General features: G+C 69.9%; 6 protein-coding genes. 3 read left to right on the top strand and 3 right to left on the bottom strand.

Annotation, left to right across the window (positions count from 1 at the left end):
* The first annotated feature begins 10 nt into the window (after positions 1-10).
* The gene (locus DXK32_RS02345; protein ID WP_114857042.1) at positions 11-17,929 is read left to right on the top strand and encodes a filamentous hemagglutinin N-terminal domain-containing protein; all 17,919 of its coding nucleotides are present in this window, start codon (positions 11-13) and stop codon (positions 17,927-17,929) included.
* 44 nt (positions 17,930-17,973) lie between these two features.
* Positions 17,974-18,699: a SapC family protein gene (locus DXK32_RS02340; protein ID WP_114857041.1), complete on the top strand. Its 726-nt coding sequence runs from the start codon at positions 17,974-17,976 to the stop codon at positions 18,697-18,699.
* Positions 18,700-18,782: 83 nt separating this feature from the next.
* Here the strand turns inward: DXK32_RS02340 and DXK32_RS02335 are convergent, their stop codons facing one another.
* Positions 18,783-19,499, bottom strand: a complete 717-nt coding sequence (locus DXK32_RS02335; protein ID WP_114857040.1) for a hypothetical protein — start codon at positions 19,497-19,499, stop codon at positions 18,783-18,785.
* A 171-nt stretch (positions 19,500-19,670) separates the two neighbouring features.
* Positions 19,671-20,042 carry a hypothetical protein gene (locus DXK32_RS02330; RefSeq protein ID WP_114857039.1) on the bottom strand — a complete coding sequence of 124 codons (372 nt, stop codon included), beginning with the start codon at positions 20,040-20,042 and terminating at the stop codon, positions 19,671-19,673.
* Positions 20,043-20,374: 332 nt separating this feature from the next.
* Here DXK32_RS02330 and DXK32_RS02325 point away from each other — a divergent pair, with 332 nt between their 5' ends.
* Entirely contained in the window at positions 20,375-21,829 is a 1,455-nt protein-coding gene (locus tag DXK32_RS02325; RefSeq protein WP_114857038.1) for a TrkH family potassium uptake protein, read from the top strand.
* Here DXK32_RS02325 and DXK32_RS02320 read toward each other — a convergent pair.
* Positions 21,804-23,441, bottom strand: coding sequence for a lysylphosphatidylglycerol synthase domain-containing protein (locus DXK32_RS02320; RefSeq protein ID WP_114857037.1), 1,638 nt, complete (start codon positions 23,439-23,441; stop codon positions 21,804-21,806). The two genes, DXK32_RS02325 and DXK32_RS02320, sit on opposite strands and share 26 nt — an antisense overlap.
* Positions 23,442-23,487 lie beyond the last annotated feature (46 nt).

Raw genomic sequence — 23,487 nt, 5'->3', positions numbered from 1 at the left:
GAAACAGGACATGGGCAAGGGCAACGTCACCACCACTCCCGGCATCACCGAGATTCCCGGCGCGCGCCGCCACCGCCAGACGCTGCGCCAGCGGCTGCTGCTGTCGTCCGCGACGGAGGCGCCCCAGAGGGGAAGCGGCACCCGGCGCCAGCGCCGCGCGGCGAAGGCCAAGGGGGGCATCGACTTCGCGCGGCTGGCGCTGCGCAGCGTGATCGGCGTGGCGCTGTCCACCCTCTTCGCGGGTGCGGCCTACGCCAACCCGCTGGAAGGCACCGTCACCGCGGGTGCTGCGACCATCCAGTCGTCGACCCCGAAGTCGATGGAGATCCTGCAGTCCACCGACAAGGCCATCATCAACTGGAAGTCCTTCAGCATCGACGCCGGTGAGAAGGTCACCTTCCAGCAGCCGTCGGCGTCCAGCGTCACGCTGAACCGGGTCACCGGCGCCGACCCGTCCAAGATCATGGGCAGCCTGTCGGCCAACGGCACGGTCATGCTGGTCAACCCCAACGGCGTGGTGATCGGCGCCGGGGCGAAGGTGGACGTCGGCGGGCTGGTGGCGACCACCGCCAACATCTCCGACGCCAACTTCATGGCGGGCAAGTACCAGTTCGACCAGGCGTCCGCCAAGCCGAACGCCATGGTGGTGAACGAGGGCGACATCACCGTCAAGGACAGCGGTCTGGCCGCCCTGGTGGCCCCGCACGTCCGCAACTCCGGCGTGATCCGCGCGAAGCTGGGCAAGGTCGCGCTGGGCGGTGCGGAGACCTTTACGCTCGACTTCCACGGCGACGGGCTGATCAGCTTCGACGCCAGCTCCGCCGTGAAGACGGTGGCGAAGGACGCGGACGGCAAGCCGGTCGCGGCGCTGGTCGTCAATTCCGGCGAGATCGCCGCCGAGGGCGGCAGCGTCACCCTGTCGGCGCGCGCCGTGAAGGGCGTGATCGACAACGTCATCAACACCAACGGCGTCATCAAGGCCACCTCGGTCGGCAGCGCCAACGGCAAGATCGTCCTGTCCGGCGGCGACAACGGCAAGGTCACCATCGGCGGCACCGTCGACGCCAGCGGGCGCGGGGCGGGGCAGACCGGCGGCACCGTCGTCGCCACCGGCGCCGAGATCGTCGTCAAGAAGAACACCCGCGTCGACGCCTCCGGCAGCAAGGGCGGCGGCGAGGTCGCCATCGGCAGTCAGACGGGCCGCTCCGGCACCTGGTCGGACAAGGTGACGGTCGAGGCCGGGGCCACCCTGTCCGCCGACGCCGTGACGTCCGGCAAGGGCGGCAGCGTGACGGTGCTGTCGCAGAAAAGCACAAAGCACGCCGGTAAAATCTCCGCCCGCGGCGGTGCGGAGGGCGGCGACGGCGGCTTCGCCGAGGTGTCCAGCCACAAGGACATCACGCTGACCGGCAGCGTCGACCTGACCGCACCCAAGGGCGCGGCGGGCACCTTCCTGCTCGACCCGGAAAGCCTGCGCATCGTCAGCTCCGCCGGGGGCAGCCAAGACGGCGCCGCGGCGGACGGCACGATCGGCGTCAACGACCCCAACCTGGGCAGCGGCGACGCCGTCAACACGGTGTCGAAGCAGGTGCTGGAGAGCATCGCCGGCAACGCGAACATCGTGCTGGAGGCGTCGGGCCTCATCACGGTGGAGACCAGCCTCGATCTTCAGACCACGACGGGCCACAGCTTCACCCTGCGGTCGCTGACCAGCAGCGGCATCGCCTTCACCGACGCCAGCTACGAGATCCGCACCAACGGCGGCGACATCGTGCTGGAGGCCAACGGCATGGCCAGCAGCCTGACCAACATCGGCAAGCTGACGACCCGTGGCGGCGCGGTGCGGTTGACGGCCACCAGCAACGTCCAACTCGCCAACCTGATCGACACCACGCCGGCCTCGGGCAGCGCCGGGACGGTCTCCGTCAAGGCCGAGAGCGGTTCCCTGACGTCGCTGGCCGCCGGCCGGATCGTCGGCGGTCCGGTCACCCTGACCGCCGGCGGCGACATCGGCGCCAGCGGCGCCGCGGTGTCGACCAGCAGCGCCCAACTCTCCCTGGTCACCGGTGGCAACCTTTTCGTCGCCAACGACCGGACGCTGACCGACCTCTCGGTCACCAGCACGCACCGGACGGTCGGCGCCGACAGCCAGCTTTCCGTCGCCTCCACCGGCCTGACCTTCGCCGTCACCGATTCGTCCGGCGGCACCGCGCTCGACACGATCAGCCAGGTCGGTGGCCTGAACAGCCTCGCCTTCACCAGCGACCGCAACATCCAGGTCGGCACGGTCAGCGCCGGGACGGGGGCCGTCGCGCTGACCAGCACCGCCGGCAACATCACCGGCACGGGCGCGAGCCTGCTGACCGGCGGCGCCCTGACTCTGACCGCCAAAGGTTCGTCGGGCAGCAACGGCGCCATCGGGTCGGCGGTGCAGGCGCTGAACACCGCCGGCGCCAGCCTGACCGCCACGGCCGGCAGCGGCGGCCTGCATCTGTCGAACGCCAGGGCACTGGCGCTGACCAGCGTGACCACCGGCGGCGGCACCTTCGTGACCGCCTCCGGCGACCTGACGGTCGGCGCGGTGTCCGTCGGCAGCAACATGCTGAACCTGACCAGCAGCGGCGGCAGCATCCTGAACGATGCCGACACCTCGACCACCATCAGCTCCTACAGCCTGGTCCTGAACGCCGCCGGCAGCGTCGGCACCAGCGGCACGGCCCTGACCGCCAGCTCCTACAACATCGACGCCACCTCCGGCGCGGGCGGCGTCTTCCTGACGACGTCGGGTTCGGCGGTGCTGGGCTCCATCGTCTCGACCAACGGCGACGTCGCCATCACCACCGGCGGCACCGCCACCATCGGGACGATCACCAGCGCCAACGGAACCAGCAACATCGCCGTCACGGCGAACGGCGCGGTGTCGGACATCACCGCGACCACGGTCAATGCCGGGGCCAACGGCAACGTCACGCTCACGACCGCCAACGGCAGCATCTCCGCCCTGTCCGGCACGATCACCGGCGACAACGTCACCCTCACCGCCGGGGGCAACACCTCCACCGTTATGGTGAACACCGCGGCGAAGCGGCTGACGGTCACCAACAACGCGGGCAACGTCACGGTCATGCAGACCGGCGCCGTGACGGTGGACGACATCACCTCCACCGGCACGTCGGTCTCGCTCACCGTCACCGGCGGCGCTGCCACTCTGGGAACGATCAAGGCGTCGAACTCCGGCGGGATCGCCGTGACGGCGACCGGCGGCGCGATCCTGGGCAAGGACGCCAGCAACCAGCTGTCCGCCGGCATCATCAGCCTGAGCACGGACGGCGCCATCGGCAGCGTCGCCACCCATCTGCGCACCTCGACGGGGTCGCTGACGCTGACCAACGTCGGGGATCTGTATCTCGACAACAGCGGCGTGATCCTGACCGGCCTGTCGATCACCAACCGCCATGTCGGCGGGGCCGCCAACGCGCTGGAACTGACCTCCGAATACTTCAACTTCGTGGTCGGCGACAACGGCACCGCGACCATCCTGGAGGCGGTCGGCAGCCCGAAGCTGTCCACCCTCAGCTTCAACAGCGACATCGACCTGATCGTCGGCGATCTGGCCACGGTCGGGGTGGGCGGCAAAGTCACGCTGACCTCGACCACCGGCAGCATCCGCGACGACGGCAGCCTGAACACGCGGATCAACGCCGACACCGTGACGTTGAGCGCCGCGTCGGGCAGCCTGGGCGACGTCTCCGCTCCGCTGGCGCTCAACGCCACGAAGCTGACGCTGACCACCGGCGGCGACCTGCACATCACCAACCTGTCCGACATGGCGGAGCTGAGCATCACCAGCACCCATGCCGACACGACGGTGGTGAACGGCTACACGATCACCGCGCCGAACTTCGTTTTCGACCTGACCGACGACGCCACCAACGGCTATCTGCTGCGCACGCTGGTCGACACCACCGGCCAGATCTTCACCTTCAAGGGTGACCGCGACATCCGGCTGGGCCGGGTTGATCTGACGTCCAAGAACGGCGTCCTGCCCGACAACGGCACGCCGTCGCCCAGCGAGATCTACAGCATCTTCAACGCCGAGACGACGAACGGCTCCATCCTGGACGACGGGTCGAAGACCACGGTGGTGCTGGCCGGCTCGGTCAATCTGGTTGCCAGCAAGGCCATCGGCAGCGCCACGGGCACCGAGTATCTGGACGTGGTCACCCCCGTCCTGAACGCCCGGGCGTCGGACGGCGGCATTTACGTCACCCTGCCGACCTCGACGGGTGTCAGCAACCAGTCCAATCTCATCACGCTGGGCAGCCGCTTCTTCAGCGCCGCCAACAACCCCATCGTGGTGACGGCGACCTGGGGCGACATCGCCTTCGGTTCCAGCTTCTCGTCCAGCGCCAGCAGCGACATCACGGTGACGGCGACCCACGGGTCGATCCTGAACCCGAACAGCGGCGGCCTGCGCGCCAGCGACACCGGAACGGTGACCCTCACCGCCGGGAAGGACATCGGTTCGGCGGACAAGGCGGTGAACGCGCAGGCCGGCACGGTCGTCGCCAACGCCGGCGGGTCGATCTGGCTCGGCCTGGGCACCGGCGCGACGAGCCTGGACAGCCTGACGGCCGGCGGCGACATCACCGTCACGAAGTCCAACGGCGTGATGACCGTCGGGTCGGTCAACGCCAACAGCGGCGCCGGAACGGTCACGCTGACGAACACCAGCGGCAGCATCCAGGACGATTCCAACAGCGCGACGCTCATCGCCGCCGGCAAGGTCATCCTGAGCGCCAACGGAGGTGTCGGCAGCACCAGCGCGCTGAATCTGGCGACGGCGAACCTGTCGATCGCGACGGGCGGGTCCATCGGCGTCACCAACACGACGGCGCTGACCGATCTCACCCTGACGCGCGGCTCCTACTCCGGCGGCACCATCGGGATCACCACGGTCAACGGACAGGTCTTCACCCTGTCGGACAGCGGGTCGCTGTCCACGATCCAGACCGTCACCAGCAGCACGGCGCTGAACTTCGCCTTCAATTCGTCGCGCGCGATCACGGTCGGCACCGTTGACGTTGGAACGGGCGGCAGCGTCGCCATCGTCTCGTCCGGCGACATCACCAACACCGGCAACGGCGGCAAGATCACGGCGGGCAAGGTATCGCTGGAGGCGGGGACGACCAGCTCCGTCGGCCGTTCGGGCAGCGGGGCCATCAGCCTCGACACCGGCGACCTGTCGCTGACCGCCGGGCGCAACCTCTACGTCGACAACAACGGCCGCGCCTTCTCCAAACTGGCGATCGCCAGCACGAACACCACCACCGGCACCGACACCGCCAGCCTCTTCTCGATCACCGGCACCGGCGCCCAGGCCTATGCGCTGACCGACGAGGGCACCACGCACAAAATCGACATCACGGGCGCGGCCAACAGCAGCTTCAGCTTCTCCGGCAAGAAGAACATCACCGTTGATGAAATCGCCGCCGCTGGCGGCTCGGTCAGCCTGACCACGGCGGGCGGCGGGGCAAACTCGACGATCTCCATGTGGCGCAGCGGCAGCAGCATCCTGGCGTCCTCCGTCACCCTGTCGGCCAATGGCACGGGCACCAACGGCGGTTCCATCGGCGCCAGCGACCGTGCCATGAAGCTGGCCGCCGCGTCGCTGACCGTGGTGAGCAACGGCGACATTTACATCAACAACAGCAACACCGCACTGACCGCGCTGGACGTCACCGTCACGCATAAGTCGTCCACCGGCACCGGGACCTACCAGTTCAACGCCCTCGGTTCCAACCGCAGCTTCACGGTGACGGAAGCCAACGGCATCCACACGCTGGCCCTGACCACGCCGAGCAGCGGCGGCAACGCTTACATGGATCTGCGTTACAGCGTGGATCGCGGCATCGTGGCCGGCACCATCGACGCCGGCACCAGCTCCACCGGGTCGGTGGCGCTGATCTCCACCGGGACGGCCACGAGCGCCTCCGGCGGGCCGTCGATCAACGGGTCGGGCACGATCACGGCGGGCTCGGTCTCCCTGACCGCAACTGGCAGCAACGGCAACATCGGCGGCACCAACCAGGTGCAGACCAGCACGCAGAAGCTGTCCATCGCGTCGGGCGGCAACGTGACGGTCAGCAACAACACCACCCTGACCGATCTGACGCTGGACTTCCGGCACAACAAGTCCGGCGGGGGCGCCAACACCTACTCCATCAGCTCGACCGGCCTGACCGCCACTTTCAGCGACTCCTCGTTGCAGGAAGGCCTGACGGTGACCAACATCACCCAGAGCGGGTTGAAGCTGACCGTCAGCAACGACAAGGCCCTGCGGGTCGCCAAGATCGATGTCGGAAGCACCGGCACCGTCGACCTGACCGCCAATTCCGGCACGTCCTCCATCAGCGCCACGAACGGCAGCGGCACGACCGTCACCGCGGGCAGCCTGACGCTGAAGGCGACCAGCGTCGAACACACCAGCAGCGGTTCCTACTTCACCACCCAGATCGGCACCCTGTCGGCCAACCTGACGGGATCGCTGAAGCTCAGCAACTCCGGCACCCTGACGCTGAAGGATGTGAAGGCCGGCTCCTCGGCGGACATCAAGGTGACCAACAGCGGGTCGCTGCTGCAATCCGGAACCAAGCCGCTGCGCGCGGACAAGGTGACGCTGACGGTCGAAGGGGGCTCCATCGGGGCGTCCGGCACACCGCTGCTGACCGAGACGCGGACCCTGGAGGTGACCGCCGGTCGCAACGTCTACCTGACGAACAGCGCCGACCTGCACGCCCTCAGCCTGGACGTCCGGCACGCGTCCACCGGCACGCAGAATGTCTATGACATCCGCTCGGAGGCGCTGACCTTCGCGCTGACCGACACCAACACCGGCAGCCAGTACACGCTCGGCAACGTCGTGGACGCGAGCGGCCTCGACTTCTCGTTCAAGAGCGACAACAGCGTCGCCCTGGGGACGATCAACGGCGGCCTGTCCCGCAAGGTGGCCATCGAGACCACCGGCACCGGCAAGGACATCCTCAGCAACGGCAGCTCGATGGTGACGGCCGGCACGGTGGCCCTCACCGCGACCGGCGGCATCGGTCAGGCGGGGTCGTCCGCCAACCACATCGCGACGATGGCCGACACGCTGGCGCTGATCACGGCGACCGACGCGTTCGTGGACAACGGCCGGGACCTGACCGCGCTGTCGCTGACCAGCTCGCGGACCACCGGTGCGGGCACCTACCAGATCACCGCGCCGCAGCTCGTCTTCACCATGACGGACGACGGCACCACCACGACGCTGAGCGAACTGACCGATACCACCGGTCTCGCCTTCACGCTGGACACCCAGCACGCTCTGTCCATCGGCACGCTCAACGTGCAGAACTGGGGCACCGTCGATCTGACCAGCGCAACCGCCATCACGGGCGCCGCCTCGGCGACCGCGGGCAACCCGGCCAACCGCATCACCGCCGGCACCGCGACCCTGAGCAGCGGCGGCGGCATCGGCTCCTCCACCAACAAGATCCATCTCTCGGCCTCGTCGGCGACCTTCAACGTGAAGGGCGATCTCTACGTCGAATCCGACACCCGCATCGGCACGCTGAAGATCAAGAGCGCCTTGTCGACCATCAACGACCGCACCTACAGCCTGACCTCGGTCAACCGGGCGGGTGCGGCCGTCGCGCTCAGCGGCGTGGAGAGCAGCACGCAGGCGGTGCTGGTCTCGCTGAACGACGCCGACGGCGTGCGCTTCTCCTTCGACAGCCATCGCAAGTTGGCCATCGGCGGGCTGGATGTCGGCAAGACCGGGACGCTCACCCTGAACGCGGCGCCCGGGATCGTGGGGATCGGTCATTCCACGCTGAAGATCAACGCCGGCATCGCAAGCCTGACCGCCTCCTCCGGTGCGGTGGGCAAGACCGGGGGCGAGTTCATCGCGGTCACCGCCGGCAACCTGACGGTGAAGGCCAACGACGGCGCGGTGATCAACCTGCACGGCTCGACGTACGTTGACGAGATGGTCATGGGCGGGGCGTTGACCCTGAACAACACCACCGGCGACATCGCGCTCGGCTCCATCTCGATGAACGGCGCAAACGCCTACATCAACAACCAGGGCGGCTCGATCCTCAGCGGCACGATCAGCGGCAGCAACATTGTGAACCTGACGGCGACCGGCTCCATCGGCAACGTCAGCGCCGTCTCGACACAGGCCAATTCCACCAGCACCACGCTGACCGCGAGCGCCGCGGGCAGCATCGCCGTGTCCGAAAGCCGGGGCCTGATCGCCCAATCGGTGGTGAGCACCGGCGGCGGCGCCATCAAGCTGAGCACCGGCTCCAGCGGGGCCGGCCTGCTGACCGCCGGCACCATCAGCACGACCGGGGCGGTGTCGCTGACCAGCAGCGACGGCAGCATCGACGCCAGCAACGGCAATCTGGTGTCCGGCGGCAGCGTCGAGCTGTCCGCGATCAAGGGTGGCATCGCCGCCACGGGCTCCACGCTCAACGTCGCGACGACCGATCTGACGATCAAGACGGCCGGCACCTTCGCCGTCGCCGACACGCTCGACCTCGCCAAGCTGACCATCGACCGCACGCCCTACACCGGAACCGCCACCTCCGGCACGATGAGCCTGACGGCGACCAACCTGAGCTGGAACGTCACGGGCAGCGGCGGAGTCACCACCTTCACCACGCTGACCGACAGCACCGGCCTGGATTTCACCTTCAAGGCGCCGGGGGCCATCGCCATCGGCACGGTGGACACAGGCGCCTCCAGCACGGTTAGCCTGACGGCGACGGGCAATAGCTCGACCGCCGGCAGCATCACGGCGGTGAACAACAGCTCCACCATCACCGCCGGCTCCCTGACGCTGGACGCCCAGAAGAAGACCAACGAGCAGACCAACAGCAGTTCCATCGGCACCAGCGCCACGGCGCTGGGCATGAACGTGTCCAGCCTGACCGCCAGCAGCGGCACCGGCGGCCTGTTCGTGAAGAACGCGGCGGGGCTGAACCTCAGCTCGATCACCACCGGCGGCGCCCTGACGGTGATCGCGGCGACCGGCGACCTGACCGTCTCCAACCTCTCCTACGACAGCAGCAAGGCGCTGACCCTGACGGCGACGGCCGGCCGGATCCTCAACGGCGGCTCCAGCCTGAGCCTCGGCAGCGGCAGCGCCACGCTGACGGCGGGGGTCGGCATCGGCACGGCGGACGCGGCGTTCAAGGTCTCGACGTCCAGCACCGGGGCGCTGACCACCAACGTCACGGGCGCCGGCGGCGTCTACCTCGACATCGCCGGGTCCCTGACCGGCGGGCTGACGGCCGCGGTCAACAACGGTCCGGTGGTGGTGACGGGCAGCGGCAACATCACCCTGACCAACGTCGCCATCGCCACCGACGCGGCCGGCAACAGCATCGCCGTGACCTCGACCGGCGGCTCGATCACCGCCGGGACGGTGACGGCGGGTGCCAACAACGGCTCGGTCACGCTGAGCGCCACCGGCAACGGCGGCAAGATCCTTGCGGCCAACGGCGGTTCCGCGGTCACCGGCAAGACCGTGGTGCTCAACGCCACGGCCGGCATCGGCACCTCCTCGGCCCGCGTCGGCGTGGGCGGCGCCCAGGTGCAGGCCAACGGCGGGTCGGGCGACATCTATCTGAGCACCACCGGCGCCACCGCGCTAGCCTACGCCGCGACGACCGGCGGCAAGATCGACGTGCAGGCCGGCGACCGCCTCCAGGTGGTCAGCGCCAGCACCGGTGGCGGGGCGATCACCATCTCCTCCTCCGCCGTGGACGCCGACATCGTCGCCGGCAGCATCAACGCCGGCAGCGGGGCGGTCACCCTCAGCACCACCGGGGGCTGGGTGTATGACGACGGCCTTGCCGAGACGCGGATCGTCGGCGGCTCGGTCTCGCTGACCGGCAGCAAGGGAGTCGGCACCTCCAGCCGGTCCGTCCAGACCACCACCGGCAGCCTGACCCTGGCGAGCGCCACCGGCAGCGTTTACGTAACCGACGACACCGCCGCCGGCGTCACCGTCACCTCGGCCACCGCCTCCAGCGGCTCGGTCACCATCGCGTCGGCCGGCACGATGACCGTCCAGTCGGTGTCGGCCAACACCACCAGCGGCGCGGTCGCGCTGACCGCCGCCGGGTCCATCCTGGGCAGCGGCAACGGCACCCATGTGACCGGCCACTCGGCCAGCCTGACCGCCACCGACGGCAGCATCGGCGTGGTCACCGACGCCGCCACCGGCGCCGGTACGCCGATCAAGATGAACGTGGCCAGCCTGACCGGCCTGACCGCCACCGGCTCCACGCCGGTCATCTCGGTCGACAACATCAACAGCGCCGCCCTGACGCTGGGCAACAACCTCGTCACCCTGGGGACGGGCGGGTCCGCCTACATCCGCACGGCCGGCAACCTGGACGCCAGCGCCGGCCTGTCGATGACCAGCGGCAACCTGCTGCTGCAGTCCGGCGGGGTGCTGACGCTGCCGACCGCGGCGATCAACCTCGGCACGGGCGCCCTGACGCTGAAGGGCACCACCGACGTGGTGGCCGCGGGCGGTTCGCCGCGCTCGCTGTCGATCACCGCGGGCTCGCTGACCTTCGCCAGCGGCTCCAGCGGCGGCAACACCACCCTCAACACCACGGTCGGCACCATCGACGCCAGCCTGACCGGCTCCGGCAAGAACCTGACCGTCAACAACACCGGCACCCTGACCGCGGCGACCCTCGGCGCCAACGGCACCGTCACCGCCACCAGCAGCACCGGCATGACCGCGACCTCGGTGAGCGGCGTCGGCACGGTCAGCCTGACCGCGACGACGGGCGACCTGACGGTCGGCACGATCAACGCGGGTCCGACCGGCACCATCACCCTGTCGGCGGCGGGCGGCAGCCTGCTGACCGGCAACGGCACCAGCCTGACCGGCGGCGCGCTGAACCTGACCTCCAACACCGGGATCGGGACCAGTTCCGCCGCCTTCACCAGCTCCATCGCCAACATCTCGGCGACGGTGACCGGGACGGGCGGAATTTATCTGGCCGGCACCAGCTTCACCCTGGGCAACCTTTCCACCAACGACGGGGACATCGCCGTCACCGCCAGCGGCGCCATCAGCGACGGCAACGCCACCACCGGCATCACCGCCGGGGGCAGCGGCTCCATCTCCCTGGTCTCCACCGGCGGCGCGGTCAGCCTGACCAAGGCGGTGACCAGCACCGGTCCGGACGACACCCGGGCGAGCGTGACGGTGCAGGGCACCAGCATCGCCTTGGGCAACGTCACCAGCACGGGCGCGCAGACCTACACCGGCAACACCACGCTGGGCGGCGCGCTGTCCGGCAAGTCGGTGACCGTCACCGGGAACCTGACCCTGTCGGGCGCCAACCGCACGGTGACCGCGACCGGCGGCGACCTGTCGGTGACCGGCACGCTGACCGGCGGCGGCTACGGGGCGACCCTGAACGCGGCGCAGGGCGGCGTGACTCTGGGCGGGGCGGCCAGCAACCTGGCCTCCCTGTCGGTCACGGCCGGCACCATCGGCCTGCGCGCCGTGACGACCACGGGGGCGCAGACCTACACCGGCGCGACCAGCCTCCAGGGCGCCTACGCCACCGGAAACGGCGCCTTCACGGTGACCGGCGCGACGACGCTGGCGGGCGGCACCACGGTGAACGCGGGCAGCGGAAACGTGCTGTTCAGCGGCACGGTGAACGGGGCCAACTCCCTCGTGATCACCAGCAGCGGCGCCACCCAGTTCACCGGCACGGTGGGCGGCACGACGGCGCTGACGACCCTGACCATCGACGCCGGCGGCACCAGCAGCCTGAAGTCGGTGACGACCACCGGCGCCCAGACCTACAGCGGGATGGTGACGCTTGACGGCACCTACACCACCGGCGCGGTCTTCTCGGCCATCGGCGCGGTGACGCTGGCCGGCAACACGACGGTGGACGGCACGTCGAGCGTCGTGTTCATGAGCACCGTCGATGGCGCCTATGCCCTGGCGGTCAACAACAAGGGCATGGCGCAGTTCAACGGCACGGTGGGCGGCACGACGGCGCTTGCCAGCCTGACCACCGACGCCGCCGGCACCAGCAGCGTGAAATCGGTGACGACCACCGGCGCGCAGACCTACAACGACGCGGTGACGCTCGACGGCACCTACAACACCGGCAGCGGCGCCTTCACCGCCAACGCGGCGACCACGCTGGCCGGGGCGACGACGGTCAACGGCGGGTCGGTTCTGTTCGCCGGCACGGTGGACGGCGCCCAGGCCCTGGTCATCAACAGCAAGGCCGCCACCCAGTTCACCGGTGCGGTGGGCGGTACGACGGCTCTGGCCAGCCTGACGACGGATGCCGCCGGCACCAGCAGCCTGCGCAACGTCACCACCACGGGCGCGCAGACCTACAACGACGCGGTCACCCTGAACGGCACCTACACCGGCGGCGGCACCTTCACCGCCAACGGTGCGGCGACGCTGGCCGGCGACACCACGGTCAACGGCGGGTCGGCGGTTCTGTTCGCCGGCACGGTGGACGGCGCCTACGCGCTGGCGGTCAACAACAAGAGCACGACGACGTTCAGCGGCGCGGTGGGCGGCACGACGGCTCTGGCCAGCCTGACCACCGACGCCGCCGGCACCAGCAGCGTGAAGTCGGTGACGACGACGGGGGCGCAGACCTACAACGACGCGGTGACCCTGGACGGCACCTACACCGGCAGCACGGTCACGGCCAACGCGGCGGCGACGCTGGTCGGGGCGACGACGGTGAACGCCGGGACGGCGACCTTCAACGGCACGGTGAACGGCGCCCAGGCGCTGACCGTCGCCGGGACGGGCACGGCGCAGTTCAACGCGGCGGTGGGCGGCACGACGGCCCTGGCGAGCCTGACCACCGCCGCGGGCGGCACGGCCAGCTTCCTGAACGTCACCACCTCCGGCGCCCAGACCCACAACGCCGCCACGACGCTGAACGGCACCTACACGACCACCACCGGCGCCTTCACCGCCAACGGCGCGGCGACGCTGGCCGGCGACACCACGGTCAACGGCGGATCGGCGGTTCTGTTCGCCGGCGCGGTGGACGGTGCCTACGCGCTGGCGGTCAACAACAAGAGCACGACGACCTTCACCGGCGCGGTGGGCGGCACGACCGCCCTGGCCAGCCTGACGACGGATGCCGGCGGCACCAGCAGCCTGCGCAACGTCACCACCACGGGCGCGCAGACCTACAACGACGCGGTCACCCTGAACGGCACCTACACGACCACCACCGGCGCCTTCAGCGCCAACGGCGCGGCGACGCTGGCCGGTGCGACGACGGTGAATGGCGGGTCGGTTCTGTTCGCCGGCACGGTGGACGGCGCCCAGGCGCTGGTCATCAACAGCAAGGGCGCCACGCAGTTCACCGGCACGGTGGGCGGCACGACGGCTCTGGCGAGCCTGACCACCGACGCCGGCGGCACCAGCAGCCTGCGCAACGTCACCACCACGGGGGCGCAGACCTACAACGACGCGGTCACCCTGAACGGCACCTACACCAGCGGCGGCACCTTCACCGCCAACGGTGCGGCGACGCTGGCCGGCGACACCACGGTCAACGGCGGGTCGGTTCTGTTCGCCGGCACGGTGGACGGAGCCCAGGCGCTGGTCATCAACAGCAAGGGCGCCACGCAGTTCACCGGCACGGTGGGCGGCACGACGGCTCTGGCGAGCCTGACCACCGACGCCGGCGGCACCAGCAGCCTGCGCAACGTGGTTACCACGGGTGCCCAGACCTACAACGACGCGGTCACCCTCAACGGCCTCTACAGCGCCGGCAACGCCTTCACCGTCAACGGTGCGGCGACGCTGGCCGGGACGACCACGGTGTATGGCGGTGCGGGCGTCCTCTTCGCCGGCACGGTGGACGGCGCCTACGCCCTGGCGGTCAACAACAAGGGTGCGACGGCGTTCACCGGCGCGGTGGGCGGCACAACGGCTCTGGCGAGCCTGACCACAGACAGCGGCAGCACCAACCTGAAGTCGGTGACGACGACGGGGGCCCAGACCTACAACAACGCGGTGACGCTGGACGGCACCTACACGGGCGGCACCTTCACCACGAACGCGGCGGTGACGCTGGGCGGGGCGACGACGGTGAACGCCGGGACGGCGACCTTCAACGGCACGGTGAACGGCGCCCAGGCGCTGACCATCGCCGGGACGGGGACGACGACCTTCAACGCGGCGGTGGGTGGCACGACGGCCCTGGCCAGCCTGACCACCAACGCGGGCGCCACGGCCAGCTTCCTGAGCGTCACCACCACCGGCGCACAGACCCACGGCGCCGCCACGACGCTCAACGGAGCCTACAGCTCGCTCAACAGCCCGATCACCTTCAACGGTGAGACGACGCTGGCCGGGACGACGCTGGTGGACGCGGGCTACGGCACGATCACCTTCAACGGGACGGTTAACGGCGCCCAGGACCTGACGGCGATCTCGACCGGAGCGATGGTGTTCAACGCGGCGGTGGGCGGCACGACGGCTCTGGCCAGCCTGACCACCGGCACGGGCTACACCAGCCTCGTCAACGTGACCACGACGGGCGCGCAGAGCTACGGCGGCGAAACCAGCCTGATGGGCACCTACGCCACCGGCAACGGCGCCTTCACCGTCGAAGGCCCGGTGACTCTGGCGGGGGCCGCCACGGTCAACGCCGGCAGCGGTGCGGTGACCTTCAACGGCACGGTGAACGGCGCCCAGGCGCTGGTCGTCAACGGCAGCGGCGCCACGCAGTTCAATGCGGCGGTGGGCGGCACGACGGCGCTCGCCAGCCTGACCACCGACGCCGACGGCACCACCAGCCTGCGGTCGGTGACGACCAGCGGCGCCCAGACCTACAACGACGCCACCACGCTCAACGGCGCCTACAACTCGACCGACAGCGCGATCACCTTCAACGGCGCGACGACGCTGGCCGGGACCACGGTGGTGGATGCCGGCTACGGCACGATCACTTTCAACGGGACGGTCAATGGGACGGTGGACGGCGCCCAGGCGCTGACGGCGACCTCGACCGGGGCGATGGTGTTCAACGCGGCGGTGGGCGGCACGACGGCGCTCGCCAGCCTGACCACCGGCACGGGCTACACCAGCCTCGTCAACGTGACCACGGCGGGTGACCAGAGCTACGGCGGGGAAACCAGCCTGATGGGCAGCTACGCCACCGGCAACGGCGCCTTCGCCGTCGCCGGCCCGGTGACGCTGGCGGGGACCACCACGATCAACGCCGGCAGCGGCGCGGTGACCTTCAACGGCACGGTGAACGGCGCCCAGGCGCTGACCGTCAACAGCGGCGGCGCCACCCGGTTCAACGCGGCGGTGGGCGACACGACGGCGCTCGCCAGCCTGACCACCGACGCCGACGGCACCACCAGCCTGCGGTCGGTGACGACCAGCGGTGCCCAGACCTACAACAACGCGGTGACCCTGGACGGCGCCTATCAGGCCGGCACGGTCTTCACGGCGGCGAAGGCGGTGACGCTGGGCGGCGACAGCCGGATCACCGGCACCGAGGGGATCCTCCTCCTCTCGACCCTCGACGGTGGGCAGGCGCTGACGCTGACCAGCGGCAGCGGCGACATCCTGCTCGGCGGCGCCGTCGGCGGCGGCAGCCGTCTGGGGGCGCTGGCGATCAACGGCGGCGGCATCACCACCATCGCCGACACGATCAAGGCGGCCTCGCTGGCGACCGACGCCACCGGGATCACCGTCCTGAACGGCGGCAGCGTCGACACCACCGGTGCGCAGAGCTACGCCGACGCGGTGATGCTGGGGGCCGACACGGTCCTGACCGGCACCCAGGTGGCGCTGTCGGGCGGCATCGACGCGGCGGAGGCGGGCCGTCAAGGCCTGACCATCGCCGGCAACGCGGCGCTCTCCGGCACCCTCGGCACCCGGCAGGCGCTGGCCGCGCTGACGGTCGGCGGCGAGACGCTGCTGACCGGCGCCACGGCGGTCACCAGCGGGGCGCAGACCTACGGCGGCGCGGTCCGTCTGGCCGGCTCCCCGTCGGTCCTGGCCGGCACCGGCGTCACCTTCGCCGGGGCGCTGGACGGCGGGCAGGCCCTGACCGTCACCAGCGGCACCGGCGACGCCGTCTTCGCCGGCACGGTCGGCGGGACGGAGCGGCTGGGCGATCTGACGGTGAACAGCGCCGGGCAGACCCGCTTCGCACAGTCGGTCCGCGCCGCCTCGGTCGTCACCGACGCGGCGGGCACGCTGGCCCTGAACGGCGGCAGCGTCGACACCACCGGGACCCAGACCTACGGGGAACGGGCGGTGCTGGGGACCGACACCCGACTGACCGGCCGCACCATCGTTCTGGCCGGCGGGCTGGACGCCGCCACACGCGGCGGCCAGGGGCTGACCATCGCCGGCGACGCCGTCCTCAACGGCGCGGTCGGCGGCACGCAGGCGCTGAGCCGCCTGTCGGTGACCGGCGCCGCCGCCCTGAACGGCGGCGCGGTGACCACCATGGCGGAGCAGAACTTCGGCGGCGCGGTGACGCTGGGGGCCGACACCGTCCTGACGGGCGGAACCGTCTCCCTGCTGAACGGCGTCAGCGCCGCCAACGCCGGGGTGCAGGGTCTGACGGTCGACGGTGACGCCGTCCTGGCCGGGGTCTTCGGCGAAACCGGCGCCCTGCGGCAGATCGCCGTCAGCGGCGGCACCCGCCTGGACGGCGCGTCCGTCACCACCACCGGGGCGCAGCGCTTCGGCGGAGCCCTGACGGTGGCCGGCGCCAGCGCGCTGACCAGCACCGGCGGCGACCTCGTGTTCGGCGGGGCCGTCGACAGCGCCAACCGTTCCGCGCTGTCGCTGAACGGCGCGTCCATCCGCGCGGCGGGCGACATCGGCGCGTCGGGCCTGATGGGCGACGTCACAGTCCGGACCTCGGGCGGCGTCTTCTACGACGGCGCGGTGACCGTGCGCTCGCTGACCCAGACGGCGGGCGGCGAGAGCCGCTTCGCCAAGGCGCTGACCGCGACCGGGACGGACGGCCTCCGCCTGACCGGCGCCGGCTTCACCTTCGGCGCGGCGGTGAACAGCGCCGGCTCGCTGGCCCTGGTCACGACGGATGGGGCCGGCACGGTGACCTTTGGTCGCGATGCCACGGTTGTCACGGAGGGAGGCTTTACCCAATCCGGTGGATCGGGCATTGTTCTGCCCGCCAGCATTACGGCCAAGACCGGCCCGATCACGCTGGGTGCCGTGGCGTCCTTGCCGGACGGCCATGCGTCCATCGCGGCGGGCGGCCCCATCACCATGGCGGGGCTCCAGGGCAAGGCCACCATGCTGACCATGGCGTCCGATGGCGGGGCGCTGCTGATCGGACAGGAGACCGGGACCGCCTTGCAGAAGATCGACGTGCTGAGCCTGACCGTCCCCAAGGCCGGGTCCGCCCGGATGTTCGGCACCGTGGCCGGCAAGACGGACGCGTTGGCCGCCAGCGCGATCGACAGCCCGCTGCGGGCCGCCCCGTACTTCATCAACAACACCCCCTGGGGTCCGACGCAGCAGGTCAGCCGGGTCGCCGCCACCGTGGTGGTGGTGGTTCCGGTTCCCAGCACCCCCGGCGTCGCCAGCCTGTTCACCGGCACGGTGACCCGCGCCGGCCTTACGCCGAACGCTCTGGCCGCCTACGCCGCGCCGCAGGTTCTCACCCTGGTCGGCGCCGGGACCCAGCCGGAGGTTCTGTCCACCGGTTCGGGAATGGGCGCTTCCGCCGGCGCCGGAACCACCCCGGGCACCAACCGCGCCGGCGCGCAGCCGGAGGTCCTGACCACCGGCCCCGCGGCGTCGGCCGGCGGCAACCAGCAGACGGAGAAGGAGGAGGCGCGCTGAGGCGCGCCGTCCCCGGCAGACCTTTACCCTTTGGATAGCGAACAATGACCAACCCGACCCTGCCCCTGTTCTACAAGAGCCCCCGCCCGCTGGTGGCCGCCCGTGACGCCGATCTGTCGCTGCGGACCGAGCCGAACTTCGCCTTCGCGGCCGCCACCAACTCGGTGCCGCTGATGGCGGCGGAGTTTCCCGCGGCCTGCAAGCAGTTCCCGATCCTGTTCTCGGAAGGCCCGACAGCCCAGCCGGTGGCGCTTCTCGGCCTGCGCTCGGGCGAGAACCTGTTCGTCGACGCGAACGGCGCTTGGGAGGAGGGGGCCTATATCCCCGCCTACGTCCGCCGCTATCCGTTCATCTTCCTGGAGAGCGAGGACAAGTCCCAGCTCACCCTGTGCATCGACGAGGCTGCGGACTCCGTCGTTCCGGGCCGGGACAACCCGTTCTTCGTCGACGGGCAGCCTTCCGACCTGACCAACAACGCCCTGGAGTTCGTCAAGGAAGTCCAGGCCCAGAACGCCTTCACCACCCAGTTCGTCGAGGCGGTGACCGCCGCCGGCCTGATGTCGGAGAAGCGCGCCGACATCACCCTGAACAACGGCGAGCGGCTGAGCCTTGCCGGCTTCAACGTGATCGACGAGGCGGCCTTCAACCAGCTTCCCGTCGAGACGCTGGTGGAGTGGCGTGACCGCGGCTGGCTGGGGCTGGTCTACGCCCACCTGATTTCGGTCAGCAGCTGGTCGGGGCTGGTCGACCGCCTCGCCCTGCGCGGCTGATCCGGTCCGGTCTGCCGGAAACGGAAAGGGCGGCGCCACGATGGCGCCGCCCTTTTTCGTTGCGGACCGGCGAGGAACGGCGATCAGAAGCCCTTTTCGATCTTGAAGACGTCCGGTTCGTTGGGCTTCTCGATGTAGGAGAGCTGGAGCGACGGCGGCAGGGCGGGGGTGTCGTCCGAAGGCTTCGGCGGGACCGCGAGGGTCAGCAGGCTCATGCGGCCCTGGCCGTCGGTGCCGCGGAAGACCACGACCTGCGACCCGTCGCCGACCGGCGCGTTGAGCAGCATGCCCTCCTGCCGGTACCCCTGACCCACGAAATAGTTGCGCAGCGCGTTGGCCGCGCCGACCAGGGCGTTGGGATCGACCTTCGGATTCACCGCGCCGCCCCACAGGATGTTCACCTGAAACAGCTTCTGCGTCGAATGGCCGAGGATGTAGGCGACGACGGCCGGGCCGGCGCCGGTCTGCAGGTCGTCGACCTTCACGATCAGGCTGGTGGTCCGCTCCGTCGCGTTGGTCTCCCGGCGGATGTCCTTGCCCTCGATCTTGAAATCCTTGGTGATGGCCTTCGTGACCTCGTCGCCGGTCATGCCGAAGCGGGCGGAGCGGAAACCCGTGACCTTTGCGGCGGGGGCCGCCTCCGCCGGCTCGGCCGCGCCGGCGGGCGCAGGGGCCGGAGCGGTCTGGGCGGTGGGAGCGGGTTTGCGATCGGTGGTTGCGGCCTGGGCCGCGCCCGTCAGGATTCCGGCCAGGGCGAGGGCGGCAAGGGACAGCCCCAAGGCCGGTCGGTGAAACGGCATGATGGAAACTCCACAGGACATCGAAGCCAATCGGTCGAAAGCGCGAGGCAGTGGCGGCCGTCCCGGCCCTTCGTTCGGACGGGCGAGGGGCAACGCGCCCAATGCGGTTACTTCGAACGATAGTTTAGCAAAATTCGACGCTGTTCCGTGGGTGAATTTATGATCGGCCCCTCATGTCCTTTTTCCGACGCGGAACGCGCCGGCGAAGTTCTGGACCTTGTCCGACGCCACGGAGAGCAGCGCCGTCGTGACCGCCGCCGGGCGCCGGGCCTGCGCGGAGGCGATTTCCGCCACGAGGCGCTCCAGCGCCGGGGTCGCGCTCCGGTAGCGGATGCGATGCTCCCCATCCGTATCGATCAACCCAGCCTGCTGAAGATTCTTCAAGACTTCCTGGAGGATGAGCGTGCTGCTGCGCGATTCGCGAATGAGTTCGTCCGAATTCCATGCCTGACCCAGATCACGCCGTAAAATCAGCAGGATCTCCAGCGTCCACACCGTCTTGATCGAATGCTGAAGAAAGATCAGGGCATCGTCCGAAAGCACGCCGCCAGTCCATTGTCTGTTCCAGTTTCCTGCGGGTCCCGGTGATCCAGGAAGGCTCGACGATTTGAGCCGTACGTCGGGGTGGAGTGTGCACAGGATGTCCCCCGCCGTCCAGCCCCGCGCCCCTCTTTGCGGGGGCGCATCCGGCCCGATTCCAGACATCTTTCGGAGTATTGCCGCACTCACTGGGTGAACTGACGGCCCGCGCCTGGCTTGAACCGACCTTTTGGGGCAATCCGAAGGAAAAATCGCCGCGCTTCGCGCTTCGGCAATGCCGAGCCGGCGCAATCATGACAATTTAGGCCGCAATTCCGATTGGCTATGGCCCGTGCATGACTGGTTTCGACACCCGCCCCGTCTTCTTCATCATCGGCGCGCTTCTCAGCGTCCTGGCCGTTGCGATGCTGCTGCCGATGTCCGTCGATCTGGCGGCCGGCAACCCGGACTGGATGGTCTTCGCCATCGCCTGCGCCCTGACGCTGTTCTTCGGCGTCCAGTTCATGCTGGCCAACCGCATGGACCGGGTCGCGCTGAACGTCCGCCAGGCTTTTCTGCTGACCGCCCTGTCCTGGGTGGTCATCTGCGCCTTCGCCGCCGTGCCCTTCATGGTGTCGCAGATCGACCTGACGGCGGCCGATGCCTATTTCGAGGCGATGTCGTCGCTGACCGCCACCGGGGCCACGGTGATCTCCGGGTTGGATGGGCTGGCGCCGGGGCTGCTGCTGTGGCGGTCCCTGCTGCAATGGCTGGGCGGCATCGGCATCATCGGCATGGCCATCGCCATCCTGCCCTTCCTCCAGGTCGGCGGCATGCAGCTCTTCCGCTCGGAGTCCTCCGACCGGTCGGACAAGGTGACGCCGCGGGCCAGCGACCTCGCCATCGCGGTGGGCTGGATCTACCTGTGCCTGACCGCGGTCTGCACGGCGATGCTCGCCTATGCCGGGATGTCCTGGTTCGACGCCGTCAACCACGCGATGACCGCCGTGTCCACCGGCGGCTTCTCCACCCGCGACGCGTCCATCGCCAGCTGGAACAGCCCGGCCATCGAATGGGTGCTGGTGATCTTCATGGTGCTGGGCGGCATGCCCTTCGTCCGCTTCATCAGCCTCGCCCAGGGGCGGGCGGCCAGCTTCTGGGCGGACACGCAGATCCGTTGGTACCTCGGCTTCCTCGCCGCGGTGTCCTTCGGCCTGTCGGTCTGGCTGACGCTGACGCGGGACATGCCGTGGGACGACGCCATCCGCGTGACCACCTTCAACGTCGTCTCGGTGGTCACCACCACCGGTTACGCCTCCATCGATTATGAACGGTGGGGGCCGTTGGCGTCGGTGGTCTTCTTCATCCTGACCTTTGTCGGCGGCTGCACCGGATCGACCTCGGGCGGGCTGAAAATCTTCCGGTTCGAGATCCTGTTCATCGTGCTGCGCGCGCTGCAGCGCCGCCTCTACAGCCCCAATCTGGTGATTCCGCTGAACTACAACGGTAAGCCGGTGAGCGCCGACGTGATGATCTCGGTGATGGGTTTCGGCTTCGTCTATCTGATGTCGGTGTTCGTGCTGGCCTTCGTCCTGGCCTTCCTCGGGGTGGACGTGGTGTCCGCCCTGTCGGGGGCGGCGACGGCGGTCAGCAACGTCGGCCCCGGTCTCGGCCCGACCATCGGACCGTCCGGGAATTTCGCCACGCTGCCGGACGGGGCGAAATGGGCGCTGGCCGCCGGCATGCTGCTGGGGCGGCTGGAGTTCTTCACCGTCCTGGTCGTGCTCAGTCCGTCCTTCTGGCGGCGCTGAGCGGGCCGGGCGGCTTCTCCTCCCGTTCCCGTTCCTGCGGGTCGCGGCTGGCCGCCGACACCAGATGGACCAGCGCGGCGCCGAGCGCGATCACCCCGACCGCCACCGACGCCCGCAGGAAGCGGGAGGCGTCGCCGTGCAGGGTGAAGTGCCACCACAGCTCGTCGCTGAAGGCGATGTGCTTGTAGGAGAACAGGCCGAGCCAGAAGGCGCTGGCCAGCGCCACGCCGGTCGCGATGAACCAGCTCGGCGTCAGGGGGTTGCGCAGGATGTTGCCGCGGCGGTGGAACTCCTTGCGGGCGGGCAGCAGGGCCAGGAAGATCAGCCCCGGCACGATGGCCTCCGGCCAGTCGCCGCCCTTCAGCAGGGCCGAGGCGCAGCCGGTCGCCAGCAGCACCAGCGACAGCACCCAGGCGGCGTGCAGCCGCCGCTGCACCGCGTGGGCGAGCAGGATCAGCAGCACCCCGGCGACGCTGCCGGTGAAGTGGGACATCTCCACCAGCGGCAGCGCCGTGGCGTCGAAGGGGGCGGGCAGCGTCTCCTCCGGTGTGGCGCGCGAGAACAGCAGGAAGGCCCCGGTGATGAAGATGCAGGCGGCCAGCACCAGCGGCACCGCCGGGCTGACGGCGGCGGAGATGCCCCGCGACAGGCCGCCGATGCGGCGCCGGGCCTGGAAGGCCTCCACCCCGCCGAACATCAGCCCGGCGATCACCAGCGGCGCCAGATAGTAGATCAGCCGGAAGACCAGAAGCCCCGCCATCACGTCGTTGCCGGGCATCGCCGGGGTCAGGCTGACCAGGACGATGGCGTCGAACACGCCCAATCCCCCCGGCACGTGGCTGATGATGCCGGCGACCAGCGCCAGCCCGAAGGCGACCAGGACATCGGCGTAGCTCACCGCGTCGCTCGGCGGCAGGCAGAGATAGAGGACCAGCGCCGCCAGCGACAGGTCGCACAGCCCGAGCAGAAGCTGCCGAACCGCGATGGACGGGCGGGGGAAGGCGATGGCGTGCCCGAACAGCCGCAGCGGCCGGCGCAGCCAGAACCCGCCCACCGCGTAGGCCACCAGGACCGCCAGCGCCGCCAGTCCCAGCAGAACGGCGCTTCCCGGCGGGACGTGCAGCGCCTTCAGCGCCGTGGGGTCGATCAGCATGACCACCGGCATCACCGTCGCCAGCCCGAGCATGAAGGTGGTGACGACGAACAGCGTCACCTGCGCCACCTCCACCCCGCCCAGCCCGTGCGGCGCGTAGAGGCGGTAGCGGACGGTCGCCCCGATGATGCTGGCGAAGCCCAGGCTGTGGCTGAAGGCGTAGCTGGTGAAGGCGGTGAAGGCCACCCAGCGGTAGGGCAGGGGCCGCCGCAGGTGGCGCAGGGCCAGCAGGTCGTAGAGCGTCAGCAGCCAGTAGCTGACCGCCGCCGCCGCCGAGGCGGCGAGAAGCTGCGCGCCCGTGATGCGGTTCAGCGCCTGCCGGATGTCGGCGACGCTGTACTGCTCCAGCCAGCGGTTCAGGATGACCAGCGCCCCGGCCAGCAGGGCCAGGATCAGCACCCCCGTGCCGTAGCGCAGGAGCCGCTGGGTCCAGGTCGGGGGGCTTTCGGTGTGGGCCATGGCTGACAGGATCGCTCCGGGCGCCTAGGATGACGGGGCTTCGGAC

Origin of the sequence: Azospirillum brasilense (assembly GCF_003349955.1) — a bacterium.
GTDB lineage: Bacteria > Pseudomonadota > Alphaproteobacteria > Azospirillales > Azospirillaceae > Azospirillum > Azospirillum brasilense_B.
Note: the sequence above shows the minus strand (reverse complement) of the source record. Positions and strands in the feature narration are given on the sequence as shown.

Excerpts from the sequence above, each read along its gene's own strand:
- DXK32_RS02345 (WP_114857042.1), top strand. The coding sequence starts at position 11 with ATGGGCAAGGGCAACGTCACCACCACTCCCGGCATCACCGAGATTCCC.
- DXK32_RS02340 (WP_114857041.1), top strand. The coding sequence starts at position 17,974 with ATGACCAACCCGACCCTGCCCCTGTTCTACAAGAGCCCCCGCCCGCTG.
- DXK32_RS02335 (WP_114857040.1), bottom strand. The coding sequence starts at position 19,499 with ATGCCGTTTCACCGACCGGCCTTGGGGCTGTCCCTTGCCGCCCTCGCC.
- DXK32_RS02325 (WP_114857038.1), top strand. The coding sequence starts at position 20,375 with ATGACTGGTTTCGACACCCGCCCCGTCTTCTTCATCATCGGCGCGCTT.
- DXK32_RS02320 (WP_114857037.1), bottom strand. The coding sequence starts at position 23,441 with ATGGCCCACACCGAAAGCCCCCCGACCTGGACCCAGCGGCTCCTGCGC.